Origin of the sequence: Pseudomonas umsongensis, assembly GCF_012647205.1 — a bacterium.
GTDB lineage: Bacteria > Pseudomonadota > Gammaproteobacteria > Pseudomonadales > Pseudomonadaceae > Aquipseudomonas > Aquipseudomonas umsongensis.
The window spans coordinates 2,713,180-2,735,886 of record NZ_CP051487.1; the positions used below are offsets into that span (position 1 = coordinate 2,713,180).

Annotated in this window: 17 protein-coding genes; 13 read left to right on the forward strand and 4 right to left on the reverse strand. The window is 59.7% G+C overall.

What is annotated here, in order from left to right; translation table 11 throughout:
• The first annotated feature begins 168 nt into the window (after positions 1–168).
• The 5 genes from HGP31_RS12465 to HGP31_RS12485 all read left to right on the forward strand — a co-directional run bounded on the left by HGP31_RS12465 (position 169) and on the right by HGP31_RS12485 (position 8,717).
• A complete protein-coding gene (locus tag HGP31_RS12465; RefSeq protein WP_168757849.1) occupies positions 169–1,617 on the forward strand; it encodes a sensor histidine kinase in 1,449 nt (482 codons plus the stop codon).
• A gap of 186 nt (positions 1,618–1,803) precedes the next feature.
• Positions 1,804–4,611 (forward strand): multicopper oxidase domain-containing protein, encoded by a 2,808-nt coding sequence (locus tag HGP31_RS12470; RefSeq protein WP_168757850.1) that lies wholly within the window; start codon positions 1,804–1,806, stop codon positions 4,609–4,611.
• Positions 4,612–4,628: 17 nt separating this feature from the next.
• The gene (locus tag HGP31_RS12475; protein ID WP_240963543.1) at positions 4,629–5,723 is read left to right on the forward strand and encodes an SCO family protein; all 1,095 of its coding nucleotides are present in this window, start codon (positions 4,629–4,631) and stop codon (positions 5,721–5,723) included.
• A 101-nt stretch (positions 5,724–5,824) separates the two neighbouring features.
• Complete coding sequence (locus HGP31_RS12480) at positions 5,825–7,318, forward strand: sensor histidine kinase (RefSeq protein ID WP_168757852.1); 1,494 nt, start codon at positions 5,825–5,827, stop codon at positions 7,316–7,318.
• Positions 7,287–8,717, forward strand: coding sequence for a sigma-54-dependent transcriptional regulator (locus tag HGP31_RS12485; RefSeq protein WP_168757853.1), 1,431 nt, complete (start codon positions 7,287–7,289; stop codon positions 8,715–8,717). The genes HGP31_RS12480 and HGP31_RS12485 overlap by 32 nt, the downstream gene beginning before the upstream one ends.
• A gap of 30 nt (positions 8,718–8,747) precedes the next feature.
• Here the strand turns inward: HGP31_RS12485 and HGP31_RS12490 are convergent, their stop codons facing one another.
• Complete coding sequence (locus HGP31_RS12490) at positions 8,748–9,128, reverse strand: hypothetical protein (protein WP_168757854.1); 381 nt, start codon at positions 9,126–9,128, stop codon at positions 8,748–8,750.
• A 178-nt stretch (positions 9,129–9,306) separates the two neighbouring features.
• Between HGP31_RS12490 and HGP31_RS12495 the strand changes: the two genes are divergently transcribed.
• The 5 genes from HGP31_RS12495 (at position 9,307) to HGP31_RS12515 (ending at position 15,728) form a co-directional block, all read left to right on the forward strand.
• On the forward strand, positions 9,307–10,113 hold the full coding sequence (locus HGP31_RS12495; RefSeq protein WP_151141820.1) for a class I SAM-dependent methyltransferase: 807 nt from the start codon (positions 9,307–9,309) through the stop codon (positions 10,111–10,113).
• A 186-nt stretch (positions 10,114–10,299) separates the two neighbouring features.
• Positions 10,300–11,676, forward strand: a complete 1,377-nt coding sequence (locus HGP31_RS12500; RefSeq protein ID WP_168757855.1) for an L-serine ammonia-lyase — start codon at positions 10,300–10,302, stop codon at positions 11,674–11,676.
• Between the two features lie 28 nt (positions 11,677–11,704).
• Positions 11,705–12,724, forward strand: coding sequence for a GlxA family transcriptional regulator (locus HGP31_RS12505; protein ID WP_083348806.1), 1,020 nt, complete (start codon positions 11,705–11,707; stop codon positions 12,722–12,724).
• 225 nt (positions 12,725–12,949) lie between these two features.
• On the forward strand, positions 12,950–14,161 hold the full coding sequence (locus HGP31_RS12510; RefSeq protein WP_020796246.1) for a M24 family metallopeptidase: 1,212 nt from the start codon (positions 12,950–12,952) through the stop codon (positions 14,159–14,161).
• A 226-nt stretch (positions 14,162–14,387) separates the two neighbouring features.
• Positions 14,388–15,728: an MFS transporter gene (locus HGP31_RS12515; protein ID WP_020796247.1), complete on the forward strand. Its 1,341-nt coding sequence runs from the start codon at positions 14,388–14,390 to the stop codon at positions 15,726–15,728.
• Between the two features lie 136 nt (positions 15,729–15,864).
• Here the strand turns inward: HGP31_RS12515 and HGP31_RS12520 are convergent, their stop codons facing one another.
• The 3 genes from HGP31_RS12520 to HGP31_RS12530 all read right to left on the reverse strand — a co-directional run bounded on the left by HGP31_RS12520 (position 15,865) and on the right by HGP31_RS12530 (position 19,447).
• Entirely contained in the window at positions 15,865–16,881 is a 1,017-nt protein-coding gene (locus HGP31_RS12520; RefSeq protein WP_020796248.1) for a GlxA family transcriptional regulator, read from the reverse strand.
• Between the two features lie 309 nt (positions 16,882–17,190).
• The gene (gene gabP, locus HGP31_RS12525) at positions 17,191–18,585 is read right to left on the reverse strand and encodes a GABA permease (RefSeq protein WP_168757856.1); all 1,395 of its coding nucleotides are present in this window, start codon (positions 18,583–18,585) and stop codon (positions 17,191–17,193) included.
• Positions 18,586–18,664: 79 nt separating this feature from the next.
• The gene (locus HGP31_RS12530) at positions 18,665–19,447 is read right to left on the reverse strand and encodes a creatininase (protein ID WP_020796250.1); all 783 of its coding nucleotides are present in this window, start codon (positions 19,445–19,447) and stop codon (positions 18,665–18,667) included.
• Between the two features lie 387 nt (positions 19,448–19,834).
• Here HGP31_RS12530 and HGP31_RS12535 point away from each other — a divergent pair, with 387 nt between their 5' ends.
• From HGP31_RS12535 to HGP31_RS12545, 3 genes are read left to right on the forward strand one after another with little or no spacing between them, the layout of a single operon-like run.
• Positions 19,835–20,962 carry an extracellular solute-binding protein gene (locus HGP31_RS12535; protein ID WP_168757857.1) on the forward strand — a complete coding sequence of 376 codons (1,128 nt, stop codon included), beginning with the start codon at positions 19,835–19,837 and terminating at the stop codon, positions 20,960–20,962.
• Positions 20,963–20,985: 23 nt separating this feature from the next.
• Entirely contained in the window at positions 20,986–21,909 is a 924-nt protein-coding gene (locus HGP31_RS12540; protein WP_042955250.1) for an ABC transporter permease, read from the forward strand.
• Positions 21,906–22,703: an ABC transporter permease gene (locus HGP31_RS12545; protein ID WP_168757858.1), complete on the forward strand. Its 798-nt coding sequence runs from the start codon at positions 21,906–21,908 to the stop codon at positions 22,701–22,703. Before HGP31_RS12540 ends, HGP31_RS12545 begins: the two co-directional genes overlap by 4 nt.
• Positions 22,704–22,707: the final 4 nt, after the last annotated feature.

Consider the following 22,707-nt stretch of genomic DNA (forward strand, 5'->3'; position numbering starts at 1 on the left):
TGCGCTCGTCGATCGAGCGGTGAATGATCGGGCGGGCCTCTTTCCCCAGCTTTGGGGGTAGATCGGGGCAGAGGGGGAGTGGGGGGATGGGGAAGGAATGGCCCCGATGACGGGCAAACGGCTAGCGGTGCGCTATAAACCTATAGGGGGTTCGCGGGAACACTATCCATGACCACGCTTGCAAAGACACTGGCGTCCGACCAGGGTGAAGTTCGCTTGAGCTCGCGCAAACAGCCGTTCAATCTGCTGCGCTGGTTTTCGCTCATCAGCATGGCGGTGATCGGCACGGTGGCGGTGGCGTTGGGTTCGGTGTCGACCAAGTTCGTGATTACCGAAAGCGTGCAGCGCGATGCCCTGTTGACGTCGCAATTCATCCAGGCGATTGCCTCCGCCGAGGTGCGCCATGTGTCGATCCCCAATGTGCGGACCATGGGCGAGCTGCTCGACCCGCGCAAGGACCGCGACTTTCCCGACGTCGACCCGATGGCCCGCGCCAACGCCCGGGGCGAATTCCTCGACCACATCGAACATTTGCCGGATGTGATCCTGGCGAACATCTATGCCCCCGACCGCATGATCATCTGGTCGACCAACCCGGCCCTGATGGGCACTACGATTCACGCCGACGAAGACCTGGACCAGGCCTTTGCATTGAAGACGCCCGTGTCGGCCAGTTATCACGATGTCGACAAGGCTCGCATGGAACAGAAGTTCGTCGCGCCGCCGGAATACATCTTCATTGAAAACTACATTCCACTGTTCGATGCCGAAGGCAAGAACGTCACGGCGATGGTCGAGATCTACAAGGAACCCAAGGACCTGATCAACCGGATGGAGCGCGGCCTGGTGTTGATATGGATGGCCACGGCCCTGGGCGGCGGCCTGATTTACCTGGGGTTGTACTGGATCGTGCGGCGGGCGGCGATCCTGCTGGCCACGCAACAGAAGCAACTGATCGTCAACGAAACCTTCGTCGCCCTGGGCGAGATGTCGTCGGCCGTTGCCCACAGCTTGCGTAACCCCCTGGCGACCATTCGCTCAAGCGCCGAACTGGCACTGGAGTTCGACAGTGGCCCGGCGCACAAGAACATCAACGACATCATCGGCCAGGTCGATCGCATGTCGAAGTGGGTACGGGAGTTGCTGCAATCGTTGCGTCCGCTCAATGACGACGTCGAGCCGGTCAACCTGGTGGCGGCGCTGCACGACAGCCTGATGGCTTTCGAGCAGCAGATCATCAAGGGTCGGGTCAATGTGCTGTTCGAACCCAAAGGCACGCCCATGGTGCTGAGCCAGCAGGTGCAGCTGACGCAAATCCTCAACAGTTTGCTGGCCAATGCGCTGGAGGCCATGGACGAAGGTGGTACCTTGGCCATTACGATGGCCCCTGTCGATGCCCAGCGTGTTCGCGTGGTGGTCAGCGATACGGGCAAAGGCATGACCGAGGAGCAACGCCTGATGGCGTTCCGGCCGTTTTTCACCACCAAGCGCGGCGGGCTCGGTGTCGGGCTGGTGTTGGTCAAGCGCATCATGGAGCGCTTTGGCGGGGCGGTGGCCCTTGAAAGTCGTGAGGGCGAGGGCACCCACGTCAGCCTGACTTTCAAACGGGTTCCCTGAAATTGGGTGGGAACTTTCCCCGGTAGCGGGTGCCATTCCCCAGTCGTTTATTTCGGTCATGGCACATTGATGTTGATAAGCCATTGTTTTGCTGAGTGTTAATACCTTTGTATAAAGCAGTTACAAATTTGGCCGACTCCTTGCAAAACCCCCATCACCCCCTTCATATATACGAGGCGGCTGGTGATGGACACAAAAGCGCGGCACCCCTTGAAATGGTTTGGTCTGTTGACGCCATTGAGCGTCGCCTTGGCGATGATACTCAGCACAGGGACCTTGCGTGCCAGCCCCATAGACGATGAGCGACAGCCGGAGCCGACTGATCCCTCTGCCTATTACGATGAACCGGAAGACCGGGCAGGGGCGTTGAACGCCATCCTGACCATGCCCGATGCCAACGAGGATGCCTTCGATCTGCCCGACGGGGTCAAGGGCTCACGCGATACCGAACGGGTGGAAAACGTCCTGCCGCCTGCCATGCAGACCAGTTTCAACTACCCCACCAACGGTAAGCCGAGCCCGCTGTTCAACGCCCAGCCGTTCACCCAGCAACTGTTGTTGTTCGAAGAATTCGGCCCGGAAAAACTCGACCCCACCACACCGGCGGCACCCTTGCCGTTTCCAGCGGCGGCCATCGGCCCGTTACCGGCGCAAGACCCCAGCAGCGCGGCCCGCAGCGCACCACCGGGACCTGCGCTTGATGCCTTCCTGCGGCAACCAGGATTGACCCCGTTCCCCAGCCAGTACGCCAACGTGGTGGATCGCAACCCGTGGCAGGCGCAGATCGAATACTTCCTCAATCGCCGTATTGGCTCATCCGCTGAAGGTCGTCCGCCAGGAAAGGGCTGGTCACATCAGCGCTGGAATGAGTTCTATCCGCAAAACGCCTACAAGACCGTGCAGACCGGCGCGCGGATCAACGGTGGCTTGCGTGACGCCCGGCAGATGCACGGCTACGCCGTGGGCGAGTTCGGCCCCGGTGGCCTGTACCACAACGTCGCCGGCGTACCGGCCACGGACGGTACGGCCAAGGGTGTCGATACACGCTTTCACCCCAACATGCCGGTGCAGAACCACAACTCGGTCTGGACCTTCGACGGCACGCTGCCGCCCAAACTGCTGATGGTGCGCTATGGCCAACCGTTGCTGATGCGCCACTACAACGGCTTGCCGATCGATCCGTCGGCCAACATGGGCTTTGGCCTGCACACCATCAGCACCCACGAACACAACGGCCACGCGCCAGCGGAAAGCGACGGTTATGCCAACGCGTTTTTCTTCCCCGGGCAGTACTACGACTATCGCTGGCCGATCCAGTTGGCCGGTTACGACAGCATCAACACCGACGCCCATGACCCGCGCGCGGCGTTCCCTTGCTCGCCGGGCGAAACCCTGTGGACCAATGACATGAGCCCGGGCCGCAAGACCTGCGAGAACGGCACGATCAAGATCCGTGGCGACTGGCGCGAAACCATGAGCACCCACTGGTTCCACGACCACATGCTCGATTTCACCGCGCAGAACGTCTACAAGGGCAACGCGGCGATGATGAACTACTACAGCGCCCTGGACCGTGGCAACGAGTCGGTGAACGACGGCGTCAACCTGCGTTTCCCCAGCGGCAGCGCCTTGCCTTGGGGCAACCGTGACTATGACGTGAACCTGGTGTTCGCCGACAAGGCCTGGGACGCCAATGGCCAGCTGTGGTTCAACCCGTTCAACACCGACGGCTTCCTCGGTGACCAGGTGCTGGTCAACTGGCAGTGGAAACCGACCCTGGATGTACGCGCCCGCAGCTATCGCTTCCGTATGCTCAATGGCTCGGTGTCGCGCTACTTCAAACTGGCGCTGGTGCGTGAAATCAAAGGCACCGGCGGCGAGTTCCAGGGGCCCAAGGGTTCGGGTGTGTCCTATGCCCGCGTGCCGTTCCACATGATTGCCAACGACGGCAACATCATGGAGCACAGCGTGCCATTCGACGGCAGCATGGACCTCGACGCCGACGGCGACAAACAGAACCACAACGCCATCCTGCCGACCCAGGGCATTGCCGAGCGCTTCGACATCATCGTCAACTTCGCGAAGAACGGCATCAAGCCCGGGGACAAGCTGTTCTTCGTCAACTTGCTGGTGCATGACGATGGCAAGGGTCCGAAAGAACCGGTGTCGCTGGCGGACGCGCTCTCCGAAAACTACAAGGCGGTGATCAAGCAAACCAGCAAAGGGCCGATGTGGGACAAGGGTGACCCGGCGGTGGGCAAGGTGTTGCAACTCAACGTCAAGCCGTACACCGGCCAGGACCTGGCCATGGACCCGGCCGCCTACGAACCGGCCAAACCGGGCAAGGCTGAAGGCCTGGTGATGATCCCGCTGAAGATTCATCGCGACAACGCCACCGACAAGGCGTTGCTGGCCAAGGCCCGCCATCGCACCTTCACCTTCGGCCGCTCCGACGGCACCGATGAAGCGCCCTGGACGGTCAAGACCGATGGCGGCTTCGGTTTCCACATGGACCCTCGGCGCCTGAACGCCTCGGCGCAGTTGGCCAGCGGTCCGACCGATGCCGGGGTCGCGGGCTACGGCACCCTGGAAGTGTGGAACATCAAGGCCGGCGGCACGGGCTGGAGCCACCCGGTGCATGTGCACTTCGAGGAGGGGATCATCCTCAGCCGCGGCGGCAAGGCGCCACCGGAATGGGAAAAATGGGCACGCAAGGACGTGTATCGCATCGGCTCGGAAAAGGATGGGCTGGACAGCGTCGAGATGGCGATCAACTTCCGTGAATTCGCCGGGACCTACATGGAGCACTGTCACAACACCCAGCACGAGGACAACTCCATGCTGCTGCGTTGGGACCTTGAGAAGCCGGGGCAATTGCAGCTGATGCCGACGCCGCTGCCCAGTTGGGACGGAGTGCGCTACGTGAACTCTGCCGCGCTGCCAACCTTCCGCACTGGCGACGGCCTGGGGCCGAAAGTGACGGTCAAACCATGAACCGCGAGGGTGTCGACATGAAATTGCCTACCGCACGTGCGCAAGCACTGGGCATGCACCTGGTGCTGATTCTGGTCACCGGGTTGCTGGCCAGCCAACTGGTGGTCTCCAACCAGGCAGCGTCGACACCCGCAGCGGTTTCCCCCGCTTCTGTTTCCGAATCCGCCACCCCATGGGGTGGCGACTATTTCCCCAACACCTTGTTGACCGACCAGGACGGTCGGCAGGTGCATTTTTTCGATGACCTGATCAAGGGCAAGGTGGTGGTGATCAATTTCATCTTCACGTCGTGCAGCGACTCTTGCCCGCTGGAAACCGCGCGCCTGCGCCAGGTGCAGAAGCTGCTCGGCGACCGGGTCGGCAAGGACATCTTCTTCTACTCCATCAGCATCGACCCCTTGAGCGATACACCCGCCGTGCTCAAGGCCTACGCGCAACGTTTTCAGGTGGGGCCAGGCTGGCAGTTTCTTACCGGGGAGTTCTCCGACGTCACCGAGTTGCGGCAAAAGCTCGGGTTGTTCATCGAAGGCGTCGACAACGGCCGCACCAAGGACCACAACCTGAGCCTGATTGTCGGCAACCAGCAAACCGGTCGCTGGATGAAAGCCTCACCCTTCGAGAACCCCTGGATCCTGGCCGACCAATTGGCCAACACCTTGCATAACTGGAAACAGCCGAGCGTTGGCGAAAGCTACGCCAATGCCCCCGAAATCCGCCCGCCGAGTAACGGCGAAGAATTGTTCCGCACCCGTTGCGCCTCGTGCCACAGCCTCGGTCCGATGGACGGGCAGGGCATCGGCATGCGCAGCATCGGTCCGGATCTGGTTGGCGTGACGCGCCAGCGCGATCCCGCCTGGCTGAACCGCTGGATTCGCGAGCCCGACCGCATGCTGGCCGAGAAAGACCCGATTGCCACGGCGTTGTTCGAGCGCTTCGACAAGATCCCGATGCCCAACCTGCGCCTGGATGAGCGCTCGGTACAGTCGATCATCGAGTTCCTGCAGGCAGAAACCGACCGCCAGCAGCCGTTGCTCACACCGCTGACTGTCGGCGCCGAGGAACCGCAACATCAACAAGCAATCGCGGCACCCGACAAGGCGCGGGTGCAGTAGTGGCGAAATAGTTTTATTGGGCAGCCAGTGACGGTCAATGCCACCTACACTGATCGGGAATGCGGCTGGAAAACGCTTGATTCAAGCAACCGGGACCTCCCATGCAGATACTGGAATCACCACAAGTACCTGCGCCGGTTACGTCGGCGACAGAGGGCAAGGATTGGCGATCGCCATTCAACCTGGTGCGCTGGTTTTCCCTGGCGAGCTTTTTCATCATTGCCGGCGTGGCCTTGGGGCTGGGCTACATTTCCACGCGCTTTGTGGTCGAGGAGAGCATCGAGCGTGACTCCATGCTGACCGCACAATTCGTGCAAGCCATTGGCGCGGCCGAAATTCGCCACGCCTCGATTTCGCCGAACCGAACCATGGGCGAAATGCTTGACCCACGCGCTGACGCGGCCTATCCCGACGTCGATCCGGGCGCTCGCGCGGCTGCCCGTATCGAGTTCCTCGATCATGTCGAACACCTGCCAGACATCCTCCTGGCCACGGTTTACGCCCTGGACCGCACCGTGGTCTGGTCGACCAACCCCGAGCTGATCGGGGTGCGCATCGACAACGACGAGGAACTCGACGAGTCCTTTGAAATGAAGGCAGCGGTGTCCACCAGCTACCATGAGATCGACGAGGAGCGCCCCGAGCAACGGCTGCTGCATGAACCGCAATACCTGTTCGTCGAGAACTACATTCCGATGTTCAACGCCGATAAAAGCAAAGTGGTCGCCATGGTCGAGGTCTACAAGGAGCCGGTGGACCTGGTGGAGCGTATCCAGCGCGGGTTCAGGGCGATCTGGCTGACCACCCTGCTCGGCGGAGCGGTCATCTACCTGGGATTGTTCTGGATCGTGCGGCGTGCGGCCCTGCTGCTGCACAGCCAGCAGAAACAACTGGTGGCCAACGAAACCTTCGTCGCCCTGGGGGAAATGTCCTCGGCGGTCGCCCATAGCCTGCGCAATCCGCTGGCGAACATTCGTTCCAGCGCCGAGCTGGCCCAGGAAATCGCCAGCCAGACCGCGCAGAAGAACATCGGCGACATCATCAGCCAGGTCGATCGCATGTCGCGCTGGGTCCGTGAGTTACTGGTGTCCTTGCGCCCGGTTAACGACGACCATGAAACCGTCGACCTGGTGCTCGCCATTGACGACACCTTGAGCGCCTACGCCCCGCAGATCCAGCGTTCGAACGTCGAGGTGCGCTTCACGCCGATGACGGTTCCACCGGTCGTCAGCCAGCAGGTGTTGCTCACGCAGATTCTCAATAGTCTTTTCGCCAACGCCCTGGAAGCCATGCCCAAGGGCGGCGTATTGAGTATCGACGTTGAAACACCGGCATCCGGTCAGGTGCGCATGATTCTCAACGACACCGGCAAGGGCATGACCAAACAGCAACAGCAAATGGTCTTCAAGCCGTTCTTCACCACCAAACAGGGCGGGTTGGGCGTGGGCCTGGCGCTGGTCAAAAGAATAATGGAGCGATTCGAAGGCTCGGTCGAGTTGACCAGCCAAGAGCAGGAAGGAACCCGCGTGTGTCTCAATTTCAAAGTGGCAACGGGAGGGGAATATGGAGCACAGCATACTGCTGGTCGAGGATGATGAGCTGCTCGCCGAGAATATCCAGACCTACCTGGAGCGTAAGAACTTCGAAGTGACCGTCTGCCACTCGGCCGAAGACGCACTGTCGCAGTTGAGTACCTTCGTTCCGGATGTCGTGCTGACCGACAACTCGTTGCCGGGCATGAATGGTCACGACCTGATCCAGAAGCTGCGCATCAGCGCGCCGGATCTGAAAGTGATCATGATGACCGGCTACGGTAACGTCGAAGACGCCGTGGTGGCGATGAAAGAGGGCGCGTTCCACTACGTCACCAAACCGGTGGCCTTGCCGGAGCTCAAGCTGCTGCTGGACAAGGCCCTGGCCACCGACCGGATGGAGCGCACCCTGTCGTTCTATCAGGAGCGTGAAGCGCAGAAATCCGGGGTGCAGGCCTTGATTGGCGAATCGGCGCCGATGGTCTACCTCAAGGGCACCATCGCCCAGTTGCTCGACGCTGAGCGGCGCATGGCCAACAGCGACCTGCCGCCGGTGCTGGTGGAAGGCGAGACCGGCACCGGCAAGGAACTGGTCGCGCGGGCGCTGCATTTCGACGGGCCGCGCAGCAAAGGGCCGTTCATCGAGTTCAACTGCGCTTCGATTCCTTCCAACCTGGTGGAGTCGGAGCTGTTCGGGCACGAGAAGGGCGCCTTCACCGATGCCAAGGACCGTCGCCTGGGGCTGGTGGAAGCGGCCGATGGCGGCACACTGTTTCTCGATGAAATTGGCGAAATGGACCTGATACTGCAGGCCAAATTGCTGAAACTGCTGGAGGACCGGACCATCCGCCGGGTGGGTTCGGTGAAGGAGCGCAAGGTCGACCTGCGGGTGATCAGCGCGACCAATTGCAACCTTGAGCAAATGGTCCAGCAGGGCAAGTTCCGCCGCGACCTGTTCTTCCGCCTGCGCATTATTTCGATCAAGGTGCCGCGCCTGTATGCCCGTGGCGAGGACATCCTGCTGCTGGCCCGGCACTTCCTGGCATCCCATGGCAAACGCTACGGCAAGCCGCACCTGCGTTTCAGCGACCAGGCCGAAGAGTTGCTGCTCAACTACACCTGGCCGGGTAATGTGCGTGAACTGCGCAACATGCTTGAACAGACGGTACTGCTGGCGCAACACGACACCATTGCTGCGCACCAGTTGAACGTGTGCCTGAGCCTGGTGGATGAGCCGGCGATGTTCACCCACGAGTTGCAGCCGATCGAACCTCGCGCGTCCCATAACGGCACTGAGTCGATGAACCTGCCGGAGGTAGAGCGCGACATGGTGCGCAAGATGCTCGACAAAACCGACTGGAACGTCACCAAGTCCGCACGACTTTTAGGCCTGAGCCGAGACATGCTGCGTTACCGGATCGAGAAACTCGGCCTGGCGCGCCCGGACAAACGGTCGTGGTAGAGGAGCAGTCGCAGGGCAGGCACGGCCTTGCTACAAGGCTGGGTTCTGACCGCTGCGGCAAGCCAGCATGCACGTCGGATCGAGGACCTCCTGGTTCACATAGACGCCGTGCTCGGCGTCATAGGTGCGAATGAACACGCGAACGGTGGTATCGGCCACCGTTGGCAATCGGGAATCGGAAAACACGTGCTGGCTCGAAACCGGGGTGAATGTCTGGGGCGAAGTCGGGATGTAGGATCCCGGCGGTACCGTGCTCAGGGTCGGAGGCACCGGATGGGCAAAGGGCTGGTCCGCTCCGTAGTAATTGAATTCACTGCTGGATTCTTCGGTTTGCATCGCACTGTCGTCCGCCTGTGCACAGCTGGCAGCCAGGCACAGGGCAAGCAATAGCGTGGGTACGGTTGTGTTCATGGCAGCACCTGCGGTGTCGGTTTTCGCGCATTTCCCCAAGGGTACTAACTATAGCGTTCCCGTGGGCGAACGTCGGCGCTGCGCGAGTTACAAAAACGCTACACAGCGGCGATGGGGGCGTTTGCAGGCGTGATCTAGACTCGGCCACTCGATTCAACAACGAATGCCGGAGCCTGCAATGGAAATGCCGACAAAACACCAAGCCATCGCCAGCAACCGCGATGCCTGGAATGATTCCGCCCGTCACCACAAGGACAGCCCTGAATGGCAGGCGCACTGGCGCGCTGTGGAACACGCGGATTTTTCCTGCCTGGATGAAACCCTGACCGGGGTGCTGAACCAGGTCGGCATCGCAGGCAAGGACGTGGTGCAATTGGGCTGTAACAATGGCCGCGAAAGCCTGTCGCTGTTCGCCCTGGGGGCTCGACACGTGGTGGGGGTCGACCAGTCCGCGGCGTTTCTCGAACAGGCGCGGGAACTGGCTTCACGCTCGCCCCATGGGCCTGAGTTCATCGAGGCCGACATTCACCACCTGCCACAAACACTGCAGGGGCGTTTCGACGTGGCCCTGGTCACCATCGGCGTGTTGAACTGGATGCCGGACATCGGCGAGTTCTTTCGCCATGCGGCGCAAACCCTCAAACCCGGTGGCGCCCTGGTGATCTACGAAACCCACCCGTTCCTGGAAATGTTCGACCCCGAGGCAGCCGATCCCTACAGCCTGGCCAGTTCGTACTTTCGCCGCGAACCCTTTGTCCAGAACCAGCCAATCGTCTACGAAGGCAAGGTCGAGCAGCAGGCCGCCCCGTCCTACTGGTTCGTCCACACCTTGGGCGCGATCTTCAGCGGCGCCATCGAAGCGGGGCTGCAGATCAGCCATTTCAGGGAGTATGCGCATTCCAATCGCGAAGAACTCTATGATCGCTACCAGGGGCAGGAGGCGCAGTTGCCGATGTGTTTTACCTGGGTGGCAGTAAAGCGTTGAACCGGGGTTGGCGCGGTGTATGCGAAAGCACTAAAGGGGACCACTTCAGCGCCTGGTAGCAACACATCCAGCTCGTATTTGGTATTGACGAGCACTTAGGGGTCGATATCTGACACATCTTGATGGCTCCTGACGCCGACAATCAGGTGAATTCCTGACACCTCTGAAGCGGCACGGAGATCGACGATGGCTATCAGTGTTTTTGACTTGTTCAAGATTGGAGTCGGCCCCTCCAGTTCCCATACCGTCGGCCCAATGCGTGCGGGGGCTCTGTTTGTCGAGGCCCTGCGCGAACGGAAAATGCTGACACAAGTGAAGCGTATCGAAGTGCGGTTGTATGGTTCGCTATCGGCCACGGGTATCGGCCATGGCACCGATAAAGCGGTGATCATGGGGTTGATGGGGGAATGGCCGGATAAGGTCGACCCGCTGCTGATCGAGCCACGCTTGCTGGAACTGCGCGAGACGCAATACCTGCTATTGGCCGGCGAGTTCCGTGTGCCTTTTATCTGGCAGAGGGACATGCGATTGCTGGAAGAAAACCTGGAATACCATCCCAACGCCATGACGTTGAGCGCATTTGCCGATGACCAACCCCTGTTGTGCGAAACCTACTACTCCATCGGCGGTGGCTTTGTCGTTGATCAACGGCAAGCCGCTACTGGCGAGCTTGACCAGGACAAGAGCGAGCTGCCCTATGATTTCAGCACGGCTGCGCAATTGTTGAACCAGTGTAATGTCCATGGGCTACGGATATCCCAACTGATGCTGGCGAACGAACGGGTGTGGCGCAGCGAAGAAGACATCCGCGAGGGATTGGGCCAGATCTGGCAGGCCATGCGTACTTGCGTGGATGCCGGACTCACGCATGAAGGCGTCTTGCCCGGTGGGTTGAATGTGAAGCGCCGCGCGGCGCGTCTGCACCGCAGCCTGCTGGAAATCGGCAAGCCGAATGTCATAGGTTCGACGTTGAGCGCCATGGAGTGGGTGAATCTGTTCGCCTTGGCAGTCAATGAAGAAAACGCGGCCGGCGGGCGCATGGTGACCGCCCCCACGAACGGCGCGGCAGGGATTATTCCGGCGGTATTGCAGTACTACATGAAGTTCTGCCCCGAGGCCAGGGACAGCGATGTCGTGGACTACTTACTCGCCGCTGCCGCGGTGGGCATACTGTGCAAACGCAATGCCTCGATTTCCGGGGCTGAAGTGGGTTGCCAGGGCGAAGTCGGTTCGGCTTGCGCGATGGCCGCTGCCGGCCTGGCAGAAATTCTCGGCGCCAGTCCCGAGCAGGTGGAAAACGCTGCGGAAATTGGTCTGGAACACAACCTTGGGCTGACCTGTGACCCTGTCGGTGGCCTGGTGCAGGTACCCTGCATCGAGCGCAACGCCATCGCAGCGGTGAAAGCGATCAATGCCGCACAGATGGCGTTGCGCGGTGACGGTACGCATTTCATTTCGCTGGACCGGGTCATCCGCACCATGCGCGATACCGGTGCCGACATGCATGACAAATACAAAGAGACCTCCCGTGGCGGATTGGCGGTCAGCGCCATCGAGTGCTGAGTGACCTTGATCGACGGGAGAGCAGGACATGCTGCAATTGACTGAATCCGAACGGCCACGACCGCCGATGCTGCGTATTGGCTTCTGGTTGACGGAAGCCTTTGATATGTACACCTTGGCCAATGCACTGGAGCCACTGCGCCTGGCCAACCAGTTGGCAGGGTACGATGTTTGCCAGTGGCAAATGCTGAGCCTGGACAGACAGCAACTGAACGCCAGTAACGGCATCGCAACCGCCGCCGCTCGACTGGGTCAGTGGCAACCGTTCGATGTGTTGATCCTCTGTGGTGGCGATAACCTGCGTCTTGATCCAGACATGCGCCAGCAGTTGAGCCACTGGGCGGCGCAACCGATCAGCCTCGGGGCATTGGGCGAGGCAGGCTGGCTGCTGGCGCAAATTGGTGCCCTGGAGGGTGTCCGTTGCAGCTTGCCAAAGCCCGCTGCATCACTGGAGTTTGCCGCTTTCAGCAAGTTGACACCGGTGGCTGCGCCGTTCTGCGTCGACCGCCAACGCCTGACGTGTGTCGGCCCGCAGGCTGTTCAAGGGTTGATGCACGAGCTTCTCGCAAGGTACCACGGTCGTGGCTTGATACTACGGATGGCAAAGCATGCAGCACGCCAGGCCCGGCCCCTACTGCCCGTGCAGGATGCCCCGGAAAAACTTCAGGCAACCCTGGCTTTGATGAGCGAGCACTTGAGCCGAACGCTGGGTATCGATGAACTGGCCGAGACCATGGGCATTTCCCGTCGCCATCTGGAGCGGCTGTTCAAGCGTAGCCTGGGTTGTTCGCCATCCCGACACTACTTGGACTTGCGGCTTCAACAGGCGCGGCAGTTGTTGCATGCCGGCGAGCGGTCGCTGTCGGATGTCGCCAGGGCGTGCGGTTTCGTCTCGCTGCAACATTTCTTTCGCTGCTATCGCCAGTACTTCGGTGCGCATCCTCGCGACCATATGGGGGTGAAGGCGCCGAGTCAGCGGGCATCAATGTTGAATGCGCCGGCCTCATCGCGAGCAGTTCCAGTCGTCCTGCCGTCGTTCCCTCACTGACCGCGCTACCCATTTGCCAATGCCCCCGCCAAGCGGCTTTTACCGCGCTTGCCGGGGGCTTTTTTGTGCGCAAAACCCCGAGGGGACGCTTTCGCAAACAGCGGATATGACCAATTACAGGTCGGATTCGCGCAAAAAACCTCACCTTGCATCTGTTCGAATGATCTTCAGCGGCCCGCCAGATTGGCGCCTCCTGTAGCTCAATCAATGACAAGGATAAATGACATGCAAATGCCGAAAACCATCCAGATCAAGAACGGCGAAAAGGTAAGTCCGACGTTCTCGGCCCAAGAATATGCCAACCGCCAAGCCAAATTGCGGGCTTACCTGGCGCAGAACAATATCGACGCGGCCGTCTTCACGTCCTATCACAACATCAACTACTACAGCGATTTCCTGTACTGCTCCTTCGGGCGTCAGTACGCGCTGGTCGTGACCCAGGACAGCGCGGTGACCATCAGCGCCAACATCGACGGCGGTCAGCCATGGCGCCGTACCGTCGGCACTGAAAATATCGTCTACACGGACTGGCAGCGCGATAACTACTTCGTCGCGATCCAGCAGGCCTTGCCCAAGGCCGGGCGCATCGGTATCGAGTTCGACCATCTGAACTTGCTCAATCGCGACAAGCTCGCCAGCCGCTATCCGCAGGCTGAACTGGTGGATATCGCCGCACCGTGCATGCGCATGCGCATGATCAAGTCCGCTGAAGAACACGCGATCATTCGTCATGGTGCACGGATCGCGGACATCGGTGGTGCCGCCGTCGTCGAGGCATTGCGTGACCAGGTTCCGGAATACGAAGTGGCCCTGCACGCTACCCAGGCCATGGTGCGAGAAATTGCCCGCACCTTCCCGGATTCCGAGTTGATGGACACCTGGACCTGGTTCCAGTCCGGCATCAACACCGACGGCGCGCATAACCCGGTGACATCGCGCAAGGTCAACAAGGGCGACATTCTCAGCCTCAATTGCTTCCCGATGATCGCCGGTTACTACACCGCGCTGGAACGTACGTTGTTCCTGGACCATTGCTCCGACGAGCATCTGCGCTTGTGGGAAGTTAACGTCAAAGTGCACGAGGCCGGTCTGAAGCTGATCAAGCCGGGCATGCGCTGCTGCGATATCGCGCTGCAATTGAACGAGATCTTCCTGGAGCACGACCTGCTGCAATACCGCACCTTCGGTTACGGCCACTCCTTCGGCACGCTGAGCCACTATTACGGCCGCGAAGCCGGACTGGAACTGCGCGAAGACATCGACACCGTGCTGGAGCCGGGGATGGTGGTCTCCATTGAGCCGATGATCATGTTGCCCGAGGGCCTTCCAGGTGCCGGCGGGTATCGTGAACACGACATCCTGATCGTCAACGAGCAGGGCGGGGAAAACATCACCAAGTTCCCGTATGGCCCGGAACACAACATCATCAAGAAGTAAGGCCCTGCGCCGCACAGTGAAGCTGTGCGGCGTTTTGCTTTGACGATTGGCGAAAAATCTTCCCGGTGGCTGAGATAAACCGGAAAAAAATGGCGCATGCGTGCCCAAGAACGCGCAGCATCTACCGAGCCTTAACCCTGCCAAGTAAAACAATAGAGGGTTTTGTCATGTCCTACGTCCCGACCTTTCATTTCGATAACCGCACCTCTACCACCGGAGGTGCACAATGAGCACCCAAACCTCAAGCCTGACGCCAACCATGGCAGAAAAACTTGAACAAACGGCCGAACGCAAGGCCCTGCGGCGCGCAGCCAGTGCCAGCTTCATGGGCAACTTCGTCGAGTGGTTCGACTATGCGGCCTACGGCTACCTGGCAACCGTCATCGCCCTGACGTTTTTTCCGCAAACCGACAAGGCGACCGCGCTACTGGCGACTTTTGCAGTGTTCGCGCTGTCGTTCATCGTCCGCCCGCTGGGGGGACTGGTCTGGGGGCATTTCGGTGACAGATACGGGCGGCGCAGTGCGCTGTCCTGGTCGATTCTGATCATGTCTGTCTCGACCTTTTGCATCGGCATCCTGCCGACCTACAACCATATCGGCTTGTGGGCGCCGGCCTTGTTGCTGCTGATTCGCTTGTTCCAGGGCTTTTCAGCTTCAGGTGAGTACGCCGGGGCTTCGGCCTTTCTCGCCGAGTATGCGCCCGAGGGCAAGCGCGGTTTGTACACCAGCATTGTCCCGGCGAGCACGGCGGCGGGTTTGCTGTTTGGTGCGGTGTTTGTCGCCGGCCTGCATGCGTGGATGAGTGTCGAGGACCTGCACAGCTGGGGCTGGCGTCTACCCTTTCTGCTGGCGGCGCCATTCGGGCTGGTGGGGCGCTATATCCGCATGAGTTTGCAAGACACGCCCAAGTTCCTGGAGATGGAAAAACGCCTTGAAGCGAAGGAGTGCGCGACCCATGCTCCGGTTCGCGAATTGCTGACCGTGCACCGACGCAGCGTTATGATCGGGATCGGCGCTACCTGCCTGAATGCCGTGGCGTTTTACCTGTTGCTCAGCTACATGCCAACCTACCTGTCCACCGAAATGGGCATGAGCGAAAGTGATTCGTTCCTGGCGTCGACGGTGTCACTGGCGACCTATATCGGGTTGATTTTCCTGATGGGCAAGCTGTCGGACCGATTCGGCCGCAAGACCATGCTGGTGACCGCTTCGGTATTGTTCCTGGCGCTGACATTTCCGCTGTTCGGGATGTTGGAGAATCAGCCCCTGATTGTAATTCTGATGATCCAGATTGCGTTTGGCGCGATCCTGGCGATGAACGACGGCACCTTGCCGTGCTTTCTCGCCGAGATATTCCCCACTCGCGTACGCTTCAGCGGCTTTGCCTTCAGCTTCAACATCGCCAACGCGGTGTTCGGCGGCACCGCGCCGTTTATCGCGACCTGGCTGATCCAACTGACCGGCAACAAAATGGCCCCTGCCTGGTATCTTCTGGCGGCTGCGGCGGTGGCGTTGATTGCCATGCTGGCGAGTCGGGAGACGGCGCATAAGGCTTTGCAGGACTGATGTCTTGAGTGTTCTTGAGTAAGCCATCGCGAGCAGGCTCGCTCCCACAGTTGACCGAGTTGTCCAGGAGGACGCGGTTCAATGTGGGAGCGAGCCTGCTCGCGAAGGGGCCAGTCCAGCCAACATCAATATTGAATCAGTGCACCGCAGCCACCTGCTTGCGCTCACCAATAGGCGATACACCGAAGAATCGGCTGTAGCATTTGGAGAAGTGCGCCGGCGAAACGAAGCCGCAGGCGAGGGCGATGTCACGTACCTGCGATTCGCTGCGCAGCAACAGCTGTCGCGCCCGTGCAAGGCGCAACTCCAGGTAGTACTGACTCGGCGTGCGTTGCAGGTGCTTGTGAAACAAACGTTCCAGCTGGCGCACCGACACCTCGTTCAACCGTGCGAGCTCCTCAAGGCCCACCGGCTCCTCAAGATTGGCTTCCATGATCGCCACTATCTGGCTGAGCTTGGGCTGCGAGGTGCCCAGCTTCTGCCGCAGGGGCACACGCTGTTGTTCCTGCGCCCCCCTGATCCGATCACACAAAAGCAACTCGGCGGTGTGGGCAGCGATGTCCCGACCACCGGGTTCGCGGGCGATCAACTGCAGGGTCATGTCCATGGAAGCCACGCCACCGGAGCAGGTATAGCGATCACGGTCCAGCTCGAACAGCTGGTTGGAAATGATGATCCCCGGGAAGCGTTCCTTCAGTGCTTCGATGTCTTCCCAGTGAATCGTGCAACGATAGCCCTTGAGCAGATCGGCGCGGGCCAACAAGTGGCTGCCGGTGCAAATCCCACCCAGTGGCACCTGATCATGCGCCAGCTTGCGTAGCCAATTGAGCAGTGGTCGGCTGCTGTGATTGGAGACGATCGGGTTTGATCCGACAACGAAAAGCATGTCCAGCTTTGGTGCATCGGTGATGCTGTGGTCGGGCAGGATGCGCATGCCGTTGCTGGCCGCCACCGGGTCCAGGCTGGCGGCGATGATGACTGTACGAAACATCGGTTTGCGCGCGGCCAGGTTGGCCATGCGCAGGGTTTCCACGGCGGCGGCGAAGCCGATGGTTGTGAAGTTGGGGATGACCAGGAAACCCACGGTCTTCACTGGCTGTTGTTCATTCGCCGAGCGTCCTGCGGCGGGTTTCGCCACCTGGAGTTTCGCCATTATTACCGCTCCTCAACTGCATCAGTGACGTGCTCCGCGGCAAGCTGCCGTTACGGGAAACGTCATCTCGTTCTTGTGATTGTAAGCCCTGTCTACAGGCTTCAGGATTTTACACCGAGTGTCCGGTCAACAGGCCGTGACGAAAGAAATATGCACGCAAGATGCCATGAGTCTGGATTGTCTGAAGGGGGCGCGGAAAACGTGGGGAAATAAGGCATGGGTGATCAACAAAAAAAACCGGTCCGCTCCGTGGTGGCGAGCGGCCGGAAAGAGGTGAACGAGGATGAGTGTTGCTATCGGGGATTGCGCTTAAGCATTTTCGGTTTGCGCAATGTCGAGGACCTGCACGGTCTTCTTCCTGGCGTTAAAGATTGCACCCATACAGACGATGGACAGGGTCAGCGCACCCGTCGCAATAACCTCCATGCGGTGCTGCGGCAAGATCAGCATGACCACCAGGATACTCAAGATGCAGGCGATGACCAGGTAGCTGAGCCAGGGGAAAAACCACATCTTGAAGGCGATCGGTTGTCCCGAAGCATTCATCTTTTTACGCAGTACCAGTTGCGAAACGGCAATCACCAGATAGACCAACAGCGCAACAGCCCCGGAGCTGGCCAGGAGGAAGGAGAACACCTCATTGGGTGCAAAGTAATTGAGTGCCGTGGTCAGGAAACCTACCGCCGTACTGGCCAGCACCGCCACAAAGGGCACTCCAGAAGCAGAAGTCTTCTGCAGTACTCGCGGGCCATCACCGCGTTTGCTCAGGGAGTAGACCATGCGTGACGCGGTATAGATGGCTGAGTTGAGGCAGCTGGCTACAGCAATCAGCACGACGATATCGACGATCATTTTCGCGTGTGGAATGTTCATCAACTCGAGCGCTCTCTGGTACGAACCGACTTCCATGAGCATGGGGTCGTTCCAGGGGACAATGGAGATGATGAGGAACACCGAGACGATATAGAAAATACCCATTCGCCAGACGACGGAGTTGGTCGCGCGGGTGATCTGTTTTGAGGGGTTTTGCGATTCGGCAGCGGCAATGGTGACAATTTCCGTGCCCATGAAGCTGAACACCGTGGTGAGCATCGCACCGACGACAGCGGTCATGCCATTGGGCATGAAACCGCCAAACTCATGGCTTAATTGAACGACACCACTGACCGTCGTATCCGGTAATCCGCCCACCAGGGCAAGCGCGCCAAGCGCGATAAACCCCAGCACCGCGATGACTTTGAGCATGGCGAACCAGAACTCGAACTCTCCGTACCGGGCGACACTGAACAGGTTGGTCAACGTCAGCAGGCCGGTGACTGCAATCGCGAACTCCCAGGTCTGAATGGAGGGAAACCAGGCATGCAGGATGGCGGCAGCGGCGATGGCTTCAATCGGAATGACCAGCACCCAGAACCACCAGTACAGCCAGCCGATGGTGAAGCCGGCACTGCGTCCCATCGCCCGCTCGGCGTAGGTCGAAAACGATCCTGTATCGGGCGACGCTACGGCCATCTCGCCGAGCATGCGCATCACGAGCACGACCAAAGTGCCGGAAAAAATATACGCCAGGATGGCGGCGGGGCCCGCCGAGGCGATGGCGTGTCCTGAACCGATGAACAGGCCGGCGCCAATGGCACCGGCAATGGACAGCATGGTGACGTGACGCTGCTTGAGGCCTGGGGCCAAGGTTGAGCTGCTGGACATGAGACTTACCCTTTTTATTGTACTTGGGGAGGGGGAAGCATTAACCGTGGATACTTGGTTCGGCACGTCCGTATGTTCGTCAGGTGTCCAAATCAAAAGCTTCGCGCACAGCGGTGCTGATGCCCGAGACGCAGACTTCGAGAATCAGCTCGCCTTTCTCGCGACTGGAGCCTTTGGGAGATGACAGTGTTCCGCAGGCGGGTGTGCGCTCCGGGATGACGGGGAAGACGTCGTAAGGCGGGAAGGTGGCGGGAGGGTGGTCAACCGCGCGGTTCAAATCGACCTTGTCGGGGTGAAGGGCCAGCATCAGCGACGTTTCGAAAACACCGCCATGTTCGATATCCCAGCCGAGGAATCCATCGGGGTAGAGCTTTTCGATGACGGCCGGATCGTTGACGAAGTCCCAGTAGGACAGTACGACTACCTTGAAGTCACTGATGCCACCGTAGCGCAGTTCTCGCAGGGCAAGGTCTATGCCCTCGACAATGAACATCGAGTTTTCGAAGTGACCGTTCATCATCACCAGTTTGCGGGCACCATGGCGTGCAAGTTCGCGGATGATGTCCTGCACGGTACTGGTCAGCGTGGCGCCATCGAGGCTGGTGGTTCCAGGAAAATGGTTGCCGCCGCCTGATTTCTGCTGGGACTTGTAGCCGTAGGCCAGGGCAGGCAGCACCAGGCCGTTGACCTGTTGCGCGACTGCCTTGCAGATCGCGGTAGGCAGCAGTACATCGACCTCCATGCACATGTGATGTCCATGCTGCTCCAGTGCTCCCACTGGCAGAAAGATAGGGCAGCCAGTGGCGACCTTCTCTGCGTACTCCGGCCAGGTGAGTTCTCCAATTACGACACTGTTGTTCATCTACAGACCCTTGGAAAGTGGTTGATGGCTTGCTGGTTGTTAGCCGCGGGATGGGGTGTTTACCTGCCGTTAAAGCGGCCCTTTGGCTTGCAGGAATCGAAGGCGGTGCATGCAGCAATTCGATCAGAGGGTGGGGGCACCGAATTGTCTAAATCCGACCCGTAAATGACAAAACACCCTATGGTTTGTCATTTATGTCCGATTATCGGATAGGGGTGTGCCGCTTTTGATGGGGATGGAGGTCGGATCTGACAAAGTCCAGGTCGGGCGCGCACAAAAATGGGTGATGGCGAACTGCTGCAATGCATTCAGCCAGCAAATGATGAGTGGGTTGGCAGTGATAGCAGGCAATCGACAGCGCACTTCCATCACCCGGGAGAGACAATAATGAAAAATCGCATCGACCTTTCACGCCGTGCATTCCTCAAGACCACCAGCCTATTGGCTGGCACCGCAGCGCTGTCCGGCTTGCTGCCCTTGAGAAGCATTGCCGCAGCGGAAAAGGAACTGGTCATCCTTGCATGGGCCGGACACGCCGAGCCGGACATCGTCGCCGATTTCGAGCGCATGTACGGGGTCAAGGTCCGGGCCAAGTACTACACCGGTGGGGACAACATGCTGGGGCTGATCTCGCAATCCCCGCCCGGCACATTCGATCTGATTTTGTCCGACGCCGAATACGTCCAGCAACTCAATGCCGCCGAATACATCGAGCCACTCGACCCCGCTGACTACCCCTTCGATGACTTCTACCCGGAGTTCCAGCATTTCCCTGGCCATTGGCAGGGGGACAAGCTCTACTCGGTGCTGATCCGCTTCGGCTTCCTCGGCATCGCCTACAACACCCAACAGGTTCCCGAAGCCAAGGTGCAGAGCTATGACGTGTTCTGGGACCAGAGCCTCAAGGGCAAGGTCGGCCACTTCGACTGGCACCTGCCTAACCTCGGGCAGATCAGTTTGATGGGCGGTAATGCGCGCCCGTACGATATCGATGTCGCGCACTGGCAAAGCGTCCAGCAGAAGATGATGAGTCTGCGCCCGCAGGTCGGTGGCTTCTTCGATTATGGCGGGACTTTTTCTTCGCTCAAGAACGGGCAGATCCATGCCATGTGTGGCATAGGTGACTGGATCACCGGCGTTTTACAACGCGCCGGCGCACCGGTGAAAACCGTGCTGCCAAAGGAGGGCGGGTTGCAATGGACGGAGTCTTACTGCATCGCCAGGAAAGCACACAGCCCGGATCTGGCGAAGAAGTTCATCCAGTACATCACCTCACCGGAAGGCCAGGTCAAGTCGGCGAAGATGGCCGCCTACCCAGCGCTCATCCCGAGCAAAAAAGGCTGGGAGCTGCTCAACCGCACCGATCCCGACGAAGCCAGGCGCCAAGGCATGGTGCTCGGTCAGCGCAATGTCATGGACGACATCCGCGATGGTCGCATCAAGTACCGCGAACTCCCGGTCCAGCAAAGCCTGGATGAGTGGAACGACTTTTGGTCGCAATACAAGGGTGCTTGACGAGCCGCGCGGAGGTGGTCCCCATGATTTCAGACAAGTTGAAGACTTCGCCGTCGGAGCTCTCCGATAACGCGCGCGCCGAAACGCGCCGCGCCACCAGCAAGAGGGGGTGGCGCTTACCGTGGTTTGGCCTTTGTGTCTCGATGCCGATCCTGATCTGGCAATTGATTTTCTTCGTATTGCCGCTGGTGTTTCTGGTGGCCATCAGCTTTTGGCTGGTACGCAATTTCCGGATGGTGCCGACGTTCGAGTGGCAGAACTGGAGTTACATGCTCAGCCGTGGCTTCTTCTGGGATGCGTACGTCCACACCCTTGCAATGGCGGCGGGTGCCACGGTTCTGGTCAGCCTGGTGGCTTTTCCCTGCGCTTATACAATCGCCTTCAAGTTCCGCGAGTCGGCAAAGCAGTTGCTGGTGTTGCTGCTGGTCACACCGTTCTTCACCAGCTACCTGGTGCGCACCTATTCATGGCAGGTGTTTCTCAGCGACAACGGTATCTTCAACGCCGCGCTTGGCCTGGTCGGCCTGGAGCCCTTTGCCATGCTGAACACGGCGTTCGGCACCTATGTCGGCTATTTCACGCTATGTCTGCCATTGGTGATCTTGCTGCAATTGTTCAGCCTGATGTACGTCGACCGCTCGTTGATCGAGGCCGCGCACAACCTCGGCTGCGGACGATGGCGAACGGTGTTGCTGGTGGTAGTGCCGTCGGCGCGGATCGGTATCGTCGTCGCGGCGCTGTTCTGTTTCATACTGACGTTCGGCGATTTTGTAAGCCCGCTTTATCTGGGCGGTGGTCAGCCGCCAACCCTGAGTACGCTGATCACTGACACCACCAAGTCCGGCCAGCAATGGCCACGGGCGGCGGTGATCGCAACGATGATGATCGCGACGTTGCTCCTCTCGGCTTTTGCCGCGGTTCGCTTCGCTTACCGGAGGCGTGCATGAACGAGCATCGGATGATCAATTTCTTGCTGCGCAGTTTTGTCGTACTGGTGTTCATCTTCATCTTCATGCCCATTGCCGGCAGTTTCGTGTTCTCGTTCAACATCGACCGCTTCCCCTCCTTGCCACTGGGGGGCTTCAGCCTGCACTGGTACGAGACGATCGCCTCCGACCCAGCGGTGTGGCAGGCCTTCAGGAACAGCCTCACGGTGGGTGTGGTCGTGTCGGTGATATCGACCCTGCTCGGCTTCACTGCGGCTTACACGGACTTTCGTTACGGGTTCTTCGGCAAGTCGATCTACATGGCGCTCGCGCTACTGCCGCCCACCATTCCGGTGGTGATCATGGGGCTGGCGATGTTGGCATTCCTGTCGCGAATCGGGCTTTCCGGCGAGATTTACGCCGTGATGATCAGCCACATCGTGATGTGTGCCCCCTTCGCAATGGCGGTCATCCGGATGCGTCTGGCGCAGATGGACCCCAACATCGAGGCTGCGGCCTGGAACCTGGGGGCCAATCAGTGGAAGGCCATGCGCTATGTAATCTTGCCGTTCACGGCGCCGAGCATTTTCGCCGCGCTGTTCGTGACCATGGCCGTTTCCTTCGATGAGTTCGCTGTCGCCTGGTTCGTATCGGGACTCAACGAGACGGTACCGGTGCGCATCCTCAACACCTTGCAAGGGCAGGTGAGCCCGACCATCAACGCGATCGGCACGATCGTGTTCATCACGACCATGACCCTGGTGATTCTCGCGCAATTGCTGTTGATGCGTCGGCGCAAGCCCGCGAGTGCCTGATACC

What these genes read in the sequence shown, in the direction of transcription:
- HGP31_RS12505 (WP_083348806.1), top strand. Translation starts at nt 11,705, where the DNA reads ATGCTGCAATTGACTGAATCCGAACGGCCACGACCGCCGATGCTGCGT.
- HGP31_RS12495 (WP_151141820.1), top strand. Translation starts at nt 9,307, where the DNA reads ATGGAAATGCCGACAAAACACCAAGCCATCGCCAGCAACCGCGATGCC.
- HGP31_RS12470 (WP_168757850.1), top strand. Translation starts at nt 1,804, where the DNA reads ATGGACACAAAAGCGCGGCACCCCTTGAAATGGTTTGGTCTGTTGACG.
- HGP31_RS12500 (WP_168757855.1), top strand. Translation starts at nt 10,300, where the DNA reads ATGGCTATCAGTGTTTTTGACTTGTTCAAGATTGGAGTCGGCCCCTCC.
- HGP31_RS12515 (WP_020796247.1), top strand. Translation starts at nt 14,388, where the DNA reads ATGAGCACCCAAACCTCAAGCCTGACGCCAACCATGGCAGAAAAACTT.
- HGP31_RS12480 (WP_168757852.1), top strand. Translation starts at nt 5,825, where the DNA reads ATGCAGATACTGGAATCACCACAAGTACCTGCGCCGGTTACGTCGGCG.
- gabP (WP_168757856.1), bottom strand. Translation starts at nt 18,585, where the DNA reads ATGTCCAGCAGCTCAACCTTGGCCCCAGGCCTCAAGCAGCGTCACGTC.
- HGP31_RS12465 (WP_168757849.1), top strand. Translation starts at nt 169, where the DNA reads ATGACCACGCTTGCAAAGACACTGGCGTCCGACCAGGGTGAAGTTCGC.
- HGP31_RS12530 (WP_020796250.1), bottom strand. Translation starts at nt 19,447, where the DNA reads ATGAACAACAGTGTCGTAATTGGAGAACTCACCTGGCCGGAGTACGCA.
- HGP31_RS12540 (WP_042955250.1), top strand. Translation starts at nt 20,986, where the DNA reads ATGATTTCAGACAAGTTGAAGACTTCGCCGTCGGAGCTCTCCGATAAC.
- HGP31_RS12545 (WP_168757858.1), top strand. Translation starts at nt 21,906, where the DNA reads ATGAACGAGCATCGGATGATCAATTTCTTGCTGCGCAGTTTTGTCGTA.
- HGP31_RS12475 (WP_240963543.1), top strand. Translation starts at nt 4,629, where the DNA reads ATGAAATTGCCTACCGCACGTGCGCAAGCACTGGGCATGCACCTGGTG.
- HGP31_RS12490 (WP_168757854.1), bottom strand. Translation starts at nt 9,128, where the DNA reads ATGAACACAACCGTACCCACGCTATTGCTTGCCCTGTGCCTGGCTGCC.
- HGP31_RS12485 (WP_168757853.1), top strand. Translation starts at nt 7,287, where the DNA reads ATGGAGCACAGCATACTGCTGGTCGAGGATGATGAGCTGCTCGCCGAG.
- HGP31_RS12520 (WP_020796248.1), bottom strand. Translation starts at nt 16,881, where the DNA reads ATGGCGAAACTCCAGGTGGCGAAACCCGCCGCAGGACGCTCGGCGAAT.
- HGP31_RS12535 (WP_168757857.1), top strand. Translation starts at nt 19,835, where the DNA reads ATGAAAAATCGCATCGACCTTTCACGCCGTGCATTCCTCAAGACCACC.
- HGP31_RS12510 (WP_020796246.1), top strand. Translation starts at nt 12,950, where the DNA reads ATGCAAATGCCGAAAACCATCCAGATCAAGAACGGCGAAAAGGTAAGT.